This is a genomic window from Mesorhizobium sp. M0618, assembly GCF_040320765.1.
Lineage (GTDB): Bacteria > Pseudomonadota > Alphaproteobacteria > Rhizobiales > Rhizobiaceae > Mesorhizobium.
Map to the genome: position 1 here is coordinate 63058 of NZ_JAMYQH010000033.1, position 14731 is coordinate 77788.

Here is a 14731-nt window from a genome sequence, read left to right on the forward strand (position 1 = left end):
AACGAAGTTCGAAGTCGACGTCAGCCGATTCAACGAGGTCCACAACCACCGCCCGGCGGGGACATCACGGGTTTCGGAAGCGGACCCGCGATTCTGATCGAGCGCGGGTTGTCACGCCATCTTTTCGCCGCCCCACTCAAAGCTGGTGCCGTTAACCCAGAGCCAGTGGAGCAGAACCGCGATCTTGCGAGCTACCGCCACTTTTGCCTTTTTCATACTATCCGCTTCGACAGGCGAACGCCCCACGCCTTCAGCATCGATCATTTCTTTGTCCGGTGCATGAGGACGCTGGCCGCTTCGTATAAATAGGTCCGCAACAGCCGATCTCCCCCGTTGACATGTGTTCCCCCAGATTGTTTTCGCCGCGGCGTCAGACCAAGGTAGGCGTCGACGTCACTGGCCGAGGAAAAGCGCGAAGGATCATCGATCGTATGGCGGTAGGTCAACGCCGTCACGACGCCGACGCCAGAAACCGTCATAAGCCGGCGCGTGGTGTCATCCTCACGAAGAAGGCGTCGTACCTGCCGGTCCAGCTTTTCCTGTTCCCTGCAAGCCTGTTCATGAACGGTCAGAAGCGGCTCGATCACGGATCGAAGCTGATGCCCGTCGACAACCAACGCCTCGACCTTTAGCCGAAACTGCGCACCGGTTGAGCGACTGAACTGCAGCCCGTACTCCTTCAGCATTGACCGGACTTGGTTCTCGAGATCGCGGCGGATGGCGATAAGTCGCGATCGCGCCACCAGGAGGGATCGGGTTGCCTGGCTCTCTGTGCTTTTGACCTTGCCTCCCGATAACAGCCGACGCGAACCAGCTCGGCCAGGCCGCGGGCATCGTTCTCATCACTTTTGTTCATTCGAACTGAAAGTGCCGCCTTCGCATGTCGAGCATCAATGCAGACAACCGGCATTCCGACCCGTTTAAGCTCATGCCAGAGCCAGCTGGACATGGCGCCCGTCTCGAATCCGATGCGCTCGGTGTGCGGTGCGCGTTTGCGGAGCAACTCGGTCAGTGCTCCCGGATGGGACTTCACTTTCCCTTGGAAGACAGCCCTTCCAGCATCATCGACGACGCAAACGCTGGTCTCTCGCTGCGACACATCCAATCCGACATATTGCTTCACTGCGGCCTCCTTGATCTCACTGGTCGGCGGCTTTTGCCGTCCGCCGAGTCTTCGTTCAAAGGAGCGACGCAGCAATTACGTCATCGTGTGCAAAATTGGATCAGACCCAATCTCGCTGCATGTGCGGGCGACGTATTCTCCGTCGATTTTGGGGATGCACCACATGTCTTTGCGCCAGGGCTTCAGATCATTCTCTGCCAGCCGTCGACGGACGGTCTCAGAAGACAGCTCTTCATGGTCGGTGAGCCGGACCATCTCCTCGGCCAGGAGGTTCGAGGGTCCAGCGGGCCCGTCCCGGTGGCGGCTTTGAGCAGGCGGTCGCCACCAAAAGCGCCTCATCCTTGCTCGACGTTTGCGCTCAACGCCGGGTCGCCGCTCCTCGGTGAGCGCTCTCTCCAGGTTCGCTTCCACAAAGCGGCGCCGTGTCCGATAAATCGTCGATCCCGAGACCTTCAAGGGTTGCGGCGATCACCTCGTCGCTCACGCCGTCGTTCGCGGCCAAGAGGATCTGTGCGCGTTTTATTTTGCGCGTCGCGTGGCGCCCCCCGCTCAATAGCGCGTCAAGTTGATCACCCTCCGATTGGCTAAGGTCCACAAAACTTTATACTCACCTGCACCTCCTTCAGCGTGCAGGCGCAGATGAATCCGGAAATGAGTCAGTCACTTGGCGAACGACAAGCCGCGCCGCAGCCGCGCTTTACGCAGCTTTAAGGCCAGTATTTGGCCTTCATCTATGCCCGGATCTTCAAACAGCCCCGGCCGAAGCCGACATGCAGCGCCACTTCGACGTCACCGCTCCGTCCGTCCACCAGATGGTGATCACTTTAGAAAAAGCCGGCCTCATCTCGCGCACGCCCGGGGCCGTCCGAATTCTTCCGGAATCGCTTCCGATTTTGCGCTAAAACAACCCATCACAATCTCTGTGGAACGGTACTAGTCATCCGTGATGACGACTGGCGTGCCATTTCCCCTCGGACCACCGTTTGGCGCTCACTCCGTGAAAACCGCTTCTGCCACGCACGCACAGCTTGCGGCCGCATCGTTAAACATCGCCCCCAATGCGATCTTCTGCATTCTAACGACGTTGTCACGCGCTTGAAGTGTTGGCCGAAATCCTTGATCGGCGACCTGCGAGGGATGTCGCAGCCCGACAGGAATTCATTAGTTGACAATGGTGGCAGCGGAGCAGCGCCGCCAATGGGCGACTGAATATTTCACTATGTTAGACAAGCGTAAAAGCGCGATCACATAACGACATAAACATTTCGTTATGCGTCATTGACAAAGGAGCGAACTGCTGTGATTGTCTGCGTGTCGTGGTTCTCGCGTGCGGCGCTGCCGCAGCGGAGCTAAGAGGGAAGCCGGTGCGATGCCGGCGCTGCCCCCGCAACTGTTAGCGGCGAGCCAACCCCAATCATGTCACTGAGGCGAATACCCTCAGGAAGACGGGTAGAGGCTATGACCCCGCGAGCCAGGAGACCTGCCACGCGAATTACGTCCACGGGCGGGGTGTCTCGGTGGCCGCTGCAACCCGGCGTTGATGCCGGCCTGCTAGCGCCTTCCTTGTCACCGACGCCCCAATCATCGGGGTATGACATGACTGTCTCTCAGCAAATTCCTGTAGCAACGCTCGGCGTGCCGCGCTTCGGTCGTCGGCGAGAACTGAAATTCGCGCTTGAAAGCTACTGGTCCGGAACATCGTCCGCTGGCGACCTTCTCACGACGTCGAAGGCGCTCCGTGCCGCTAGCTGGGAAGAGCAGCGCGATCGCGGCGTGTCGAAAATCCCGTCGAACGACTTCTCGCTTTACGACCATGTGCTCGACACCGCAGCCATGGTCGGGGCCGTTCCATCCCGTTACGGCTGGAATAGCGGCGAGGTCCCACTTGACATCTACTTCGCAATGGCGCGCGGCAACCAGGGTCAGACGGAGGACTGTGGACACGCTCGTCACCAGGAGGAGGCTCATGGACCTGGTGTAACCGCGATGGAAATGACCAAGTGGTTTGACACCAACTACCACTACATTGTGCCGGAACTCGATGATGATCAGACGTTCGCCCTCTCGTCATCGAAGCCGGTCGATTACTTCCTCGAGGCTAAGGCTCTCGGCATTCACACACGCCCAGTCATCCTTGGACCCATCACCTTCCTCAAGCTGGCGAAATCGCCTGCCGAGGGGTTCGGTCCCATCGCGCTCCTACCGCGGCTGCTGCCGGTTTACGAGCAGCTTCTGGAGAGGCTGAAGCTGTCGGGAGCCGACTGGGTGCAGATCGATGAGCCAGCGCTTGTCCTCGATCTGAACCCGAACGAACGAGCTGCGTTCGAATTCGCCTATGGCCAGCTGTCGAAAGCCGCGCCCGAGCTGAAGATCATGCTGGCTACGTATTTCGGGTCGCTGGGAGACAATCTCGAAACCGCGATTTCTCTGCCCCTGGCCGGCCTGCATATTGATCTCGTGCGCGCTCCCGAGCAGCTGGAAACGGTGGCTCGGCTCGCTCCGAAGGATCTGGTGCTCTCGCTTGGCTTGATCGATGGCCGCAACGTCTGGCGTGCGAACCTGCCCGCCATTCTCGACCGCATCAAAGCGATCGTCGCCGGCTGGCCCTTGGACCGCGTCGAGATCGCGCCTTCTTGCTCGATGCTGCATGTGCCGATTGATCTGCGCATGGAGACGGAACTCGACGCGGACATCAGGTCGTGGCTCGCCTTCGCGGCCCAGAAGACCGACGAGCTGGTCTTGCTGGCCCGGGCCCTGTCCCAAGGCAAGGATGCGGTAGCAGGCGCGTTGAAAGCGTCTGCCGAGGCTGCCGCCACGCGCGTGACATCTACGAGGATCCATGACCCGCTTGTTCAGGGGCGGATCGCTAGCATTGAGGACAGCGCGAAGCGACGAGAGAGCGCTTTTGGCGAGCGCTCCAGAGTCCAGGCCGGCTCACTCGGGCTGCCGCGTTTCCCGACGACGACCATCGGGTCCTTCCCGCAGACGCCGCAGGTACGCAAGGCGCGGGCCGCTCATGCGAAGGGCCAGCTGAGCTATGTCGACTATGAGACGTTCCTGAAGAAGGAGATCGAGGCTGCAATTCGCTGGCAGGAAGAGATCGGGCTGGACGTGCTGGTGCACGGTGAGTTCGAGCGAAACGACATGGTACAGCATTTCGGCGAGCAGTTGTCCGGCTTCGCGCTCACCCAGCATGCCTGGGTACAAAGCTATGGGTCGCGCTACGTGCGTCCCCCCATCATTTTCGGCGACGTATCGAGGCGCAATCCGATGACAGTGCGCTGGTGGCAATTCGCCCAGTCGCTTACGGAAAAGCCCGTGAAGGGAATGCTCACAGGCCCAGTCACCATTCTCAACTGGTCTTTTGTTCGCGACGACGTACCCCGCTCCGAAGCCTGCCGCCAGATCGCGCTCGCCATCCGCGACGAAGTGACGGATCTCGAAAGATCCGGCGCAAGGATGGTCCAGATCGATGAGGCCGCGTTTCGCGAAGGATTGCCACTGCGCCAATCTGACTGGAAAGTCTATCTCGACTGGGCTGTCGAATGTTTCCGGATCGCTTCAACGGGTGTAAAGGACGCGACTCAAATTCATACCCACATGTGCTATTCGGAGTTCAACGAGATCATTCACGCGATCGCTGGAATGGATGCGGATGTCATTTCGATTGAGACGTCGCGCTCGAAGATGGAACTGTTGGACGCCTTCACGAGCTCCAAATATCCGAACGAAATCGGTCCCGGCGTCTATGATATTCACTCACCACGCGTCCCGGAAGTCGGCGAGATTTCGGACTTAGTCATGCTTGCCCGCGAGCGACTGTCCGACGGCCAACTGTGGATAAACCCGGACTGTGGCCTCAAAACACGCAAATGGGAGGAGGTCCGCCCTGCCCTCATGAACATGGTCGCTGCAGCACGCGCGCTCCGGCAGAAAGTGCAGGCGTAAGGCTTCTCTTCCTCACCGTGTGGGGAGTTGCCGGTGGCGGATGTCGGCCGGGAATATGCCAAACCGATCACACTCTTGTAAATAAGCCACACGGCGAAAATGTGCAATTTTCCTTCGGCACGTGTCCTCATCCCGCAGAAATATAAATGTGACACCACGCTATAGTATTGGTCCTTGGGAACATACAGGCCCCGCGCCTCGAACAAATCGTACACACGTCGTTTCTCAAAGTAGACTGCTTGGCATGTTCGCTCAGGCGGCGACAATATATGATGCTGCGCGTCTGTCCGCTTCCCCAGTTGATTTGCGCAGACTACGGGCGAGGTTGCAGGTTTCGGGTATTGCTAGCGTGTCCCGCCAATTCGGAGATGGACGTGGCAATTCGTGTGGCCCAAGTAAAAGCCGCAATCATTTTCGATTGCGACGTCCGCAGCCAGTTGGCCCTTATTTTCCTGAGATCTGCGTTACAGGCCGGGGCGTTGTCGCCGTTTCGGAGGGTAAGATGGGATAGGCGACCTCGCGTACCTCTCCGGTCAGCGAGTTGAGGAAGGCAACAAGCAGATCAACTTCTTCGTCCGCCAGTACTACGCCAAGCTGGGTGGTCCCCATGATGGCGACGGCCTGTTTCAGATCCCAAACCTTGCCCGAATGAAAGTATGGCGCGGTGAGTGCAACGTTGCGCAGCGGCGCCACGCGGAAAACATAGTAGTCATCGGCTGCATTGGTGACCGCGAATCGGCCCTTGTCTTTGTCCGGCAGGACCTCGGCGCTGGGCTGTTCCACGAGGCCGAATGGGAAATAGGCTTGCCCACCAACGTTGATGCCGGCATGGCAGGACGAGCAGCCTTTGTCCATGAAAAGCGCCAGGCCCTGTTTCTGTTCGGAAGTCATGGCAAGCTCATCACCATTCAGGAAGCTGTCGAACGGGGCCGGTGTGACCAGTGTCGCCTCGAAGGCTTCGATCGCCTTGGCGAAGTTGTCGAAGGTGACCCGATCGGCTTCAGCCGGAAAAGCTGCATCGAACCACTCGACATATTGCGGCATGGACTTGAGCGTGGCGATGACTTGGTCCGGTGTATTGGCCATTTCGATGCCGGCTTGGACCGGTCCCTTCGCCTGAGCCTTCAGGTCTGCGGCACGACCATCCCAGAACTGAGCGATGTTGAAGACAGCGTTCAGTACAGTCGGCGCGTTGCGCTGTCCCTTCTGCCAACCATGGCCGATCGAGGTTTCGTGATTGTCGTCGCCGCCGGTGGCCAGGTTGTGGCACGAGTTGCACGACAAGACGCCTGACGCCGAGACGCGTGGATCGAAGAACAGTGCCTTGCCGAGAGCGATCTTTTCCGGGGTGATCGGGTTGTTGGCGACTGTCGGCGTGGTGGATGGCAAAGCCCTGAAGGTGGCCAATGCCGTATCTCTGAGGTCGGTGGGGATCGAATCCGCAGCAAAGGCGGTGGGTGCCAGCAAGGTGACAGCCATCGTTCTGAATAGGATTTTCATAAATGGTCTTCCTGCGTCGTGCACGCAGCCACTATGCGATCTGCGGCTCATGAACGCCCTGAGCTAGATCAGTTGAGGGAGAGGATCGGGGTCTGGCACCTGTTTTCGCGGCTGAGCTGGGACCCTCTTGGAAGTGATCGCTCTTCTCGATTGGACTTCAGGGAGGAGGAGTATCCCTGCTCGGCAACCGTTTGTATGCATCAAAGCACGCCCTGAGGGCGGCTTCGTAGATTCGGTCACTGCGATCTTCCCGCCATCGTTGAGAAAGTCGATAGCATCCGCAAGAATGGCAATCTCTTGCACGATGTGCGCTGCACGCCTTGCGAAAAGTGACCCTCTGAAACCTCAGGGTTCATTCGTTCCTCCTGACCGGCTGATTGCGTGAATCGACGTTGTCGACACCCGCCGGCTGCACATTGTGATGTCACCAGCGATGGCGGTTTCAATACCTAAGCAGCGACGGTCTATGCGACAGTATGGACGTCCTATCGGAATAGCCGGTCCGCCTTGTCGATCGTCACACCGGCATATAGCTCCGCTTCTACGAACATCCCATCACGCGAGGAAAGACATGGCCAATACGCGCAGTATCGCCAATCTAGCCCTTGTGCCGGCGCGGCGCTTGAGCAGGTCCACCGGCTGTAAGTGCCTCACACCTCGATCCACAGATCCTGGGCGATGACCACCTTGTCGTCATCATTTGACGGACGCGGGGCATTGGCCCATAAGCGAGCCACCGCAAACTGTGCGGTTGCAATGCGTAATGATGTGAATTGGAATGATCTTCGGTTTGCGAAACACGCACGTCCGACGCAGCTTGCGTTGACAGAGGCGGTTTTACGCGCAATAGCACTTCCGCCGGCCTATTTTTGTGGAGTTCAATTGTGGTTCGGCCAAGGGAGCTGGGCACCGGACCGGCCCCGTGTAAACCTCATCAAAGAGAGAGAGACCCTGCATGGAAGAATTCTTACCGCGCATCGCCACTGGTGCCGGCATCGGCCCGGCTCTCGCAGAGAAGGGCGTTGGGTTAATGCTGGGTTTCCTGCAAAGCCACGCGGCCGACGGTCCCGTTGCGCGCATGATCGAGGCCATTCCGGGAGCTTCGGAATTAGTAGCGAAGTATCATGGCGACGACCCAGAGGGTGGCGGCCTTATGGGGCTTGGCCAGCAATTGATGAGTGAGGGTCTCAGCATGGCAAAGATCGCCGGCCTCGCCAACGAGACGATCGCCTGCGCCAAGGAACATGCCGGCGACGAACTCGTGGACGAGGTCCTCAATTCCGTTCCTGGCCTTCCCCAGTTCGTCTGATCAGCGGCAGCCGGGGGCGCATGACCTCGTGCGCCCGTGCCGGCCCGACTGCGCAGCAGGCATTCTCCGCCGAGCGTTCCGTACCGATCTCGCCAGACCACCGACCGCCGGGCACGCGAAGCGAGCGTTGGAGTACTTCATTCGTCTATTTCAAAATCGACCTCAGGCGAATCGATGTGTATAATTTCCGGCGGTAAGGGTTTATCCTGAACGCTTTCGATGAAGCTCGCGAGATAAGCAAACGTATTGTATTTCTCGAGGACCAACCGCTTCGCCTCTCTTATTGCGCCGCGACGTTCCTTCCAGAGGTCCGAGTTGATGATTTCTTGAATTTTTGGGATTACGTTCTTGTCCTCTGGGTCAATCAGAACCATAGAGTCCGAAGGGAAGAACCTCGTGATTGCAGGGCTGCCGTAATAGATCGGCATTGTTTCAGCAACGAAGCAGTCCATAAGCTTCTCTGTAAAATAGTAATCAGCACGAGTATTCTCGAACGCTATACTGTAACGGTAAGGTGCGAGTGCGTTCCATTTATCTCCAATCAGCCGAAAACCTCGGCCGAACAGGTCAAAATCGAGCTCCTTCCTCAGCCGTTCCAGAAACGCCAGCCGATATCGATGTCCTTTAAGCAGGGCGATGTCACTGGTAATCCATGAGAGCCGAAGCGGCTTATCCACGACTTCGCTGACCAGAAGTTGGTCATATGTCTTGTTTACAGACCAAGACCGAGTGATAGGTGGAGACAAAACGAATCGGCGCGCTGCATTCTGCCGAGCAGCCAGCTCTGCGTCACACGTCAGGACGATAGTATTTTTCCCCTGCCCTTCATGAAACGCGCGATGAGCTTTCGTCGGCGGTTCGCCGATTGCAAAAATTGTCCTGTTTGGGCTCGCCTCGATATCAACAGGGAGCCCGAAAAGAGAAGCAGAGTTAAAGACGATATGCCAATCGGGCACGAAGGATGTCGTGCGAACAAAAGCGACATTGTTCCAGATTCCACTGCCCTTTGGAGTGAGATGGTGGATTGCATCATCCAAAACGCCCCAAGAATCTAGACATGTAGCTACAATGGGCGCCGGGCGTTCCGTCAACAATTTGGCCGACAAAGAAGTTTCACTCCCTTCACTCGTGAAGGTACTCAATCGCCATTCCGGATTGCGGTAACATTGGGCAGCATAAACCTTCCGGGACCCGCTGTCGAGGCAATTGTCGCTTTGCACTTGACCAGGTTCTTCCTCGCTTTGTGTGGTGATCAGGCCGGCTGAGTGGCAGCATGCGTGCCCTAATGAGTTCGCAGCCCGCTCTGCCCAATGGTACGGCCTGTGAATTGGGCGAGCTCGACACTTCGATCGACGTGGCGTCAACTCCGGGTCCGTCGCCATCACGCGTTTCGGTCGGGTCCTACGCCGTGACGCTGACGCCCTTCGCGATGCCATTGAACTACCGTGGAGCAACGGCCAGGCGGAAGGGCTGATCAACCGCCTGAAGACCCCGCAAAATGCCGCGGAAGCGCATGGCAAGCCTGCGCATAGTGGCAAACTCATGTGATCCCTGCTTCAGGACGTCGACCTTTGTGGCCTGGTTGATCATCAGCACATCCCGAGGCTTCGTGCAGATGGCCGGGGCGACTACCGGCGAGATCACACGGCCGGTCGCGGGATTCGTATGGGACAGGGTCGCTGGCTGGTTGACGCGTATGATTGAAGCAGGCGACGCACTGTCCTTGCCCGGCCTCTCGGCGCGGCGCCAACTTGCGAGAAGCCGCTCCAGATTCGAGAAGCTGCCTGTGTCGCCGCGCTGTTCGATATCGTGGAACAGGTGTCGTCCGCAGCGAGGACCGGCTAAGAAACGCCTCGAAATACATTGATGTCCTTGGTTACCAGCGGCGGTTCCCAGCCCCTTGGAAGAGCGGCTCACCGGGCGATGAACTTACATTTGGCCATTGCCAATGAACGTCCATCGTCCCTGACGCCCACCAGCAAGCGATCACGATCCCTCGATTTCACAGTCCAAAGAAGTAATACCGAGACAAAAGTACCGCGCTTAGGCCCGAGACTACTAGCAAATTCGACGCAAAGTTACAGCCGGGACGCGTCACGCACCTCGGCAGCGTCGCCAACAACGAGTGGCTCAGCGTCACGACGGGAAATATGGCGCATCGATGTCGCTTCTGGACGAGCATTGGCAATAACGCTGTCGAGACATTATTGCTTTCGGCGGCAACCGGCCCTATGAAGCGACGCTTCGCTGACTATGTTTCACCGCCTGGAGAGTTTCATGACAGAAGAAGCCGGAAAAAACGTCGACACCCTCATTGAGCTTGCCGCCGATGTCGTGTCGGCCTATGTCTCCAACAATCCGATCCCGGTGGGGGATCTCCCTGCCCTCATCGGCCAAGTGCATGCGGCTCTGAGAGCGACGGCCGGAGGTGTCTCTGCGCAAGAGCCGCTCGCCCTTACGCCTGCAGTCCCGATCAGGAAATCGGTGACACCGGACTACATCATCTCCCTTGAGGACGGGAAGAAATTCAAATCGCTAAAGCGCCATCTGTCGACCCACTATGGGCTGACGCCGGATGGATATCGGGCCAAATGGGGCCTGCCGGCGGATTATCCCATGGTCGCGCCGAACTACGCCGCGGCGCGCTCGACATTGGCCAAGACGATGGGGCTCGGCCGCAAACCGAAGGCGCCGGAAGCGCCGGAGCCTGCGCCGACGAAGAGAACCCGCAAGAAGGTCGCGGCTTGATTTCGGCAATCGAGATTCGTTCTGGAGCGTTGCAGCCATCGGCTTAATCTGCGCGTCATATAAAAAGGCGGGGCCAACCCCGCCTTCCTTTCAAACAACTTTGTTTCATGAGGAATTCGCGACGCCTGCAGCAATCTGCTGCCCTCAGTTTTTGCTCGGTCCCATCGAGCGGCCGTGAGGACCTACGTGCCTAGTCTTGCCAGGACGCAGGAGAAAATTTCAACCAGCTTTGCTGAGGCTGCCAGCGGAGGACTTGCCAGTGCGGCGATCCTGCTCGATCTCATAGTTGATCTTCTGGCCGTCAGCGAGGGTCGAGAGGCCCGCGCGTTCGACAGCGGAAATGTGGACGAAAACATCCGGACCGCCATTGTCGGGCTGGATAAATCCAAACCCCTTGGTGCTGTTGAACCACTTTACCGTTCCAGTCGGCATATACTTGTTCCTTCTTTTACAATGCAACGTGGGCAGGCCAGTAGGCCTGTCCGAGTCATAGCCGAGAGTTGGGCGCAGCAAAAAGCGAAAAATTGTTAAGCCCCGATCAGCTGGCGCACTCCTTTGTGGGCGTAGCCGCCAGCAAGCACTGTCCTACACTACCGCTCGAGCGTGGCCGGAAGCGCCCAATTTCTTCCAACGCTCCTCAGCGCCACGTCGATGGCTCGTGTTTGGAGGCGCGGGACGTAAGGCCGACCGCTGCGTGCCGCCAGGTCAAAGGCCGGGTAGTTCACGGAACTGCCTTCGTGCATAACACCTTGGGAGCGCCTTAAGGAATTCGAGTTGGATTGTTTCAAGAGGGTCGAGGGGTTGATCGATGCGACCAGCGTGGAAGCGATCGATAGCGCGCGCGTTTTGCTGGACCAGTTCAAGGGCAAGTCAGAAACAATCGCCCAAGCGATTGACGACTTCCTGCTTGATTTCATGACCTTGCTGTTTGTGGTAGAAGCCACCCGCGAGCAGTTCCACAATCCGGCGAGGCGGTTAGCGCGCATCAGATTGAGCAAGGTCAGGCTGTTACTCACGCGATGCTCTTGACCTAAGCGACCACTCCGCCAGGCATGCATTTGCAGCCGAGCGCACCAGGCGGTATTTTACGCACATGAAATCAATCGCGACTGCTAATTCTCCTGTTTGGTGCCCAGGGACAACGGCAAGCGCGCACAGCTTCGGTGCTGCTGTCCTGCAGCGACAAATGTTGCCTGCATGCCCCCACGGCGAGCGCTGGAGCGACAACATCTCAATTCTGTCCGTCAGTGCAGCGGCCTTCGAAGCGCATCGTGTACCCCTCCCCGGCAGCGCGCCTCATCGTCTTCCGAAGGAAGACGATACTCTCAGCCATGCTCGCGTCGCCTTCAGCCCTGTTCGATGGCCCATAATGTCGGATGCGCAACATGTCAGACCCGACTTGTCTTCATGCCTCGAATGGTTTTCTGATCTGGCACGGTGCATGCCTGGTCGTCCGCAGACGTCGCGGACCAAGGAAAATCCGTCCAATGACCACCTCGCCAAGAACACCGCCGCAGGTCTCCTGGGTCCATCCGAAGATGAGGCTCGAGTGAGGCCTGGCCGCATGTTGGTCTGGCTCGGCGCTGCCCGCCGATCCTCCCCACGGGGAGGCGAAGACGCAACGCGTTCATCAAAATGAGGAACAAATCACTTTGCCTCGAACCTTGCCTTTCCAACCGGAGCCATCGATCGCTCCCCCTGGCTGCGCACGGCGTTCACTGCCACCGCCCTGGCCCTGGTGACGACCGCTCCGGCTCTGGCCGCCACCGACGGCGGCAAGATCGCGGATTTCCTGCTCGACTATGGCATGGAAGGATCGACATCCGCGATCACCGCGCGCCAGTCGTCACTCACATGGTACAAGGTCAGCAGCGCCGACGAGCCACCCGGCAAATCCGGACTTGCCCATTTCCTTGAGCGTCTGATCTTCAAGGCGACCACCAACCGCGCCGGCAGCGAGTTCGACCGAGCCGTCTCAGTCAGCGGCGGCTACAATAACGCCCCCAACGCTATGACTAGCTTTGGGCGACATGATTGGCTTCGAGGCCGATCGCATGTTCAACCTCATCCTCAACGACGATATCAAGACCGAGCGAAACGTGATTCTGGAGGAGCGCCGTTGGCGCAGAGAGACGAACCCGCAGGTCTGCTGGACGAGGAGGTCAACGCGACGTTGCGGCCGATCAACCCTACCGCATTCCGGTCAACGGCTGGATGCAGGAGATGGACAAGCTGAACGGCACCGACGCATTCACGATCTACAACAAATGCTGCCGACCCGAACAACGCCGTGCTGGTGGTGCGACGCAGAGCCTGAGACGGTGAAGGCGCTGGCCGCGAAGACCTATGGCAAGGTTGCGCGCGGGCCGGTCCTGCCCCCGCGCACCTGACCGGCCGAGCCCGACTAGTAGAACCGCGAGGCATCTTCTAGCGATTTCAGGGTATTCTCCTTTCCACTTTGGTACCGTGGTCTGCTAGCTGTCTGGCCGAGGCCCTATAAGGAACTTGGCATCCGGAATAGACACCGCACTTGCCATATACCCCTGCTGCGTTTGAGGAGGAATCCGGTATTGCCCCTGTGCCTGCCGATGACCCGTCACCTGAGATCCCCTGACCTGTTTCGATCCATTGATCGCCTGCCGACACTTGGCACGCGGATTAGCGAGCGGACATTCGAGGTTCTCAACCCGTCGACCGGCGAAGTGCTGGCAGAAGTACCCGACATGGGTGTCGAAGAGACATGCGCTGCGATCGACAAGGCCTATGTCGCGCAGCCTGGATGGGCAGGGTTTACCGCCCGTGAGCGCAGCGACGTTCTATGGCGATGGTATCAGTTGATCATCGACCACGCCGACGATCTCGCTGCAATTCTCACCGCGGAGATGGGCAAGCCGCTTGCAGAGGCCAAATCGGAGGCATGCTGCGGCGTATCTGCAATGGTACGCCGAGGAGGCAAAACGCGTCTATGGCGAGACGATCTCCGCACCATCGATGGACCGCCGAATGTTGGTGATCAAGCAGCCCATCGGGGTCGTCGGCACGATAACGCCATGGAATTTCCCAGCCTCGATGGTGGCGCGCAAAATCTCGCCAGCCTTGGCAGCGGGCTGCACGATCGTCCTCAAGCCCGCTGAACAGACGCCGCTCGTGGCTGGAGCAATGTTCGCCCTCGCCCATCAGGCAGGCTTCCCCGAAGGCGTCGTCAACCTGATCTATGCGTCCGAAGGTGACGCGGTCGGCCGCGAACTTTGCACAAATCCCAAGGTCCGCAAGATCAGCTTCACCGGGTCTACGGGGATCGGGCGCCTACTCATGCGCCAGTGCTCGGACCAGATCAAAAAAGTCAGCCTAGAGCTCGGCGGCAATGCACCTTTCATCGTGTTCGATGATGCGGATGTCGATGCCGCAGTTGACGGTGCGATCCAGGCGAAGTACCGCAATGCCGGCCAGACCTGCGTTTCAGCGAACCGCCTTTACGTCCAGTCGGGCGTTCACGACGAGTTCGTCGAGAAATTCGTGGAACGGGCTCGCCAACTTCAAGTTGGTGACGGTTTCGCGCCCGGAGTGGACATCGGACCCCTCATCGACAAGCAGGCTTTGACCAAGATTGAATCCCATATTGCCGATGCCGTAACTAAAGGCGGCGCAATTCGATGCGGGGGCAAACGCCTCGGCACGAATGGCACGTTTTCCAACCAACGGTCCTGACCGGTGTCACCAGCGAGGTGACCGTCGCGCGAGAAGAGACATTCGGGCCGCTCGCACCGATTATTCGCTTCAAAGATGCGGATCAGGTCGTGCGTGATGCCAATGAAACGATCTACGGCCTCGCGGCCTATTTTTATGCCTCGAACCTGAAGCGTGTCTGGCGTGTCGCCGAGGCCTTGGAATATGGAATGGTCGGGGTAAATACCGGCCGGATGTCTTCGGAAGCGGCGCCGTTCGGTGGGATAAAACAGTCCGGCATCGGTCGTGAGGGATCCCGCCATGGCCTCGAGGACTACCTCGAAATGAAATACCGGTTGTGTGCGTCAAGTTCTGCAAAATGGGCGATCATGAAGCTGGTCATGCGGCTTGGCGTAGAGCGAGCTTCTTGTGCTCGC

The 14731-nt window shown here is 58.5% G+C and carries 8 protein-coding genes, 5 pseudogenes and 1 riboswitch; of the genes and pseudogenes, 7 read left to right on the plus strand and 6 right to left on the minus strand.

The window, feature by feature from the left end:
* Nucleotides 1-111: 111 nt before the first annotated feature.
* A pseudogene (locus tag NKJ04_RS27870) lies at nucleotides 112-1123 on the minus strand (IS110 family RNA-guided transposase).
* A gap of 123 nt (nucleotides 1124-1246) precedes the next feature.
* Nucleotides 1247-1718: pseudogene (locus NKJ04_RS27875) on the minus strand (helix-turn-helix domain-containing protein); the annotation flags it as partial.
* 705 nt (nucleotides 1719-2423) lie between these two features.
* Nucleotides 2424-2625, plus strand: a riboswitch (cobalamin riboswitch).
* Nucleotides 2626-2719: 94 nt separating this feature from the next.
* Between NKJ04_RS27875 and metE the strand changes: the two are divergent.
* The gene (metE, locus tag NKJ04_RS27880) at nucleotides 2720-5071 is read left to right on the plus strand and encodes a 5-methyltetrahydropteroyltriglutamate--homocysteine S-methyltransferase (RefSeq protein ID WP_352678480.1); all 2352 of its coding nucleotides are present in this window, start codon (nucleotides 2720-2722) and stop codon (nucleotides 5069-5071) included.
* A 444-nt stretch (nucleotides 5072-5515) separates the two neighbouring features.
* Here the strand turns inward: metE and NKJ04_RS27885 are convergent, their stop codons facing one another.
* Nucleotides 5516-6571 (minus strand): cytochrome-c peroxidase, encoded by a 1056-nt coding sequence (locus NKJ04_RS27885; RefSeq protein WP_352678495.1) that lies wholly within the window; start codon nucleotides 6569-6571, stop codon nucleotides 5516-5518.
* Between the two features lie 955 nt (nucleotides 6572-7526).
* Here NKJ04_RS27885 and NKJ04_RS27890 point away from each other — a divergent pair.
* The gene (locus tag NKJ04_RS27890; RefSeq protein ID WP_023737108.1) at nucleotides 7527-7880 is read left to right on the plus strand and encodes a hypothetical protein; all 354 of its coding nucleotides are present in this window, start codon (nucleotides 7527-7529) and stop codon (nucleotides 7878-7880) included.
* A 137-nt stretch (nucleotides 7881-8017) separates the two neighbouring features.
* Here NKJ04_RS27890 and NKJ04_RS27895 read toward each other — a convergent pair whose 3' ends face one another.
* Together NKJ04_RS27895 and NKJ04_RS33735 are read right to left on the minus strand one after the other, a co-directional pair.
* On the minus strand, nucleotides 8018-9022 hold the full coding sequence (locus tag NKJ04_RS27895; protein ID WP_352678483.1) for a glycosyltransferase family 10 domain-containing protein: 1005 nt from the start codon (nucleotides 9020-9022) through the stop codon (nucleotides 8018-8020).
* 346 nt (nucleotides 9023-9368) lie between these two features.
* Nucleotides 9369-9539: pseudogene (locus NKJ04_RS33735) on the minus strand (ISL3 family transposase); the annotation flags it as partial.
* A 618-nt stretch (nucleotides 9540-10157) separates the two neighbouring features.
* Here NKJ04_RS33735 and NKJ04_RS27905 point away from each other — a divergent pair.
* Entirely contained in the window at nucleotides 10158-10628 is a 471-nt protein-coding gene (locus NKJ04_RS27905) for a Ros/MucR family transcriptional regulator (RefSeq protein WP_352678486.1), read from the plus strand.
* A gap of 219 nt (nucleotides 10629-10847) precedes the next feature.
* Here the strand turns inward: NKJ04_RS27905 and NKJ04_RS27910 are convergent, their stop codons facing one another.
* Entirely contained in the window at nucleotides 10848-11060 is a 213-nt protein-coding gene (locus NKJ04_RS27910) for a cold-shock protein (RefSeq protein WP_023679670.1), read from the minus strand.
* 342 nt (nucleotides 11061-11402) lie between these two features.
* On the opposite strand from NKJ04_RS27910, the gene NKJ04_RS27915 reads away from it, so the two are divergent.
* The 4 genes and pseudogenes from NKJ04_RS27915 to NKJ04_RS27925 form a co-directional block, all read left to right on the plus strand.
* Nucleotides 11403-11657, plus strand: a complete 255-nt coding sequence (locus NKJ04_RS27915) for a hypothetical protein (RefSeq protein WP_023671853.1) — start codon at nucleotides 11403-11405, stop codon at nucleotides 11655-11657.
* Between the two features lie 778 nt (nucleotides 11658-12435).
* Nucleotides 12436-12570, plus strand: a pseudogene (locus NKJ04_RS33740) (insulinase family protein); the annotation flags it as partial.
* Between the two features lie 79 nt (nucleotides 12571-12649).
* Nucleotides 12650-13018 (plus strand): hypothetical protein, encoded by a 369-nt coding sequence (locus NKJ04_RS33745; protein ID WP_502897978.1) that lies wholly within the window; start codon nucleotides 12650-12652, stop codon nucleotides 13016-13018.
* A gap of 198 nt (nucleotides 13019-13216) precedes the next feature.
* Nucleotides 13217-14656, plus strand: a pseudogene (locus NKJ04_RS27925) (NAD-dependent succinate-semialdehyde dehydrogenase); the annotation flags it as partial.
* Between the last annotated feature and the right edge of the window lie 75 nt (nucleotides 14657-14731).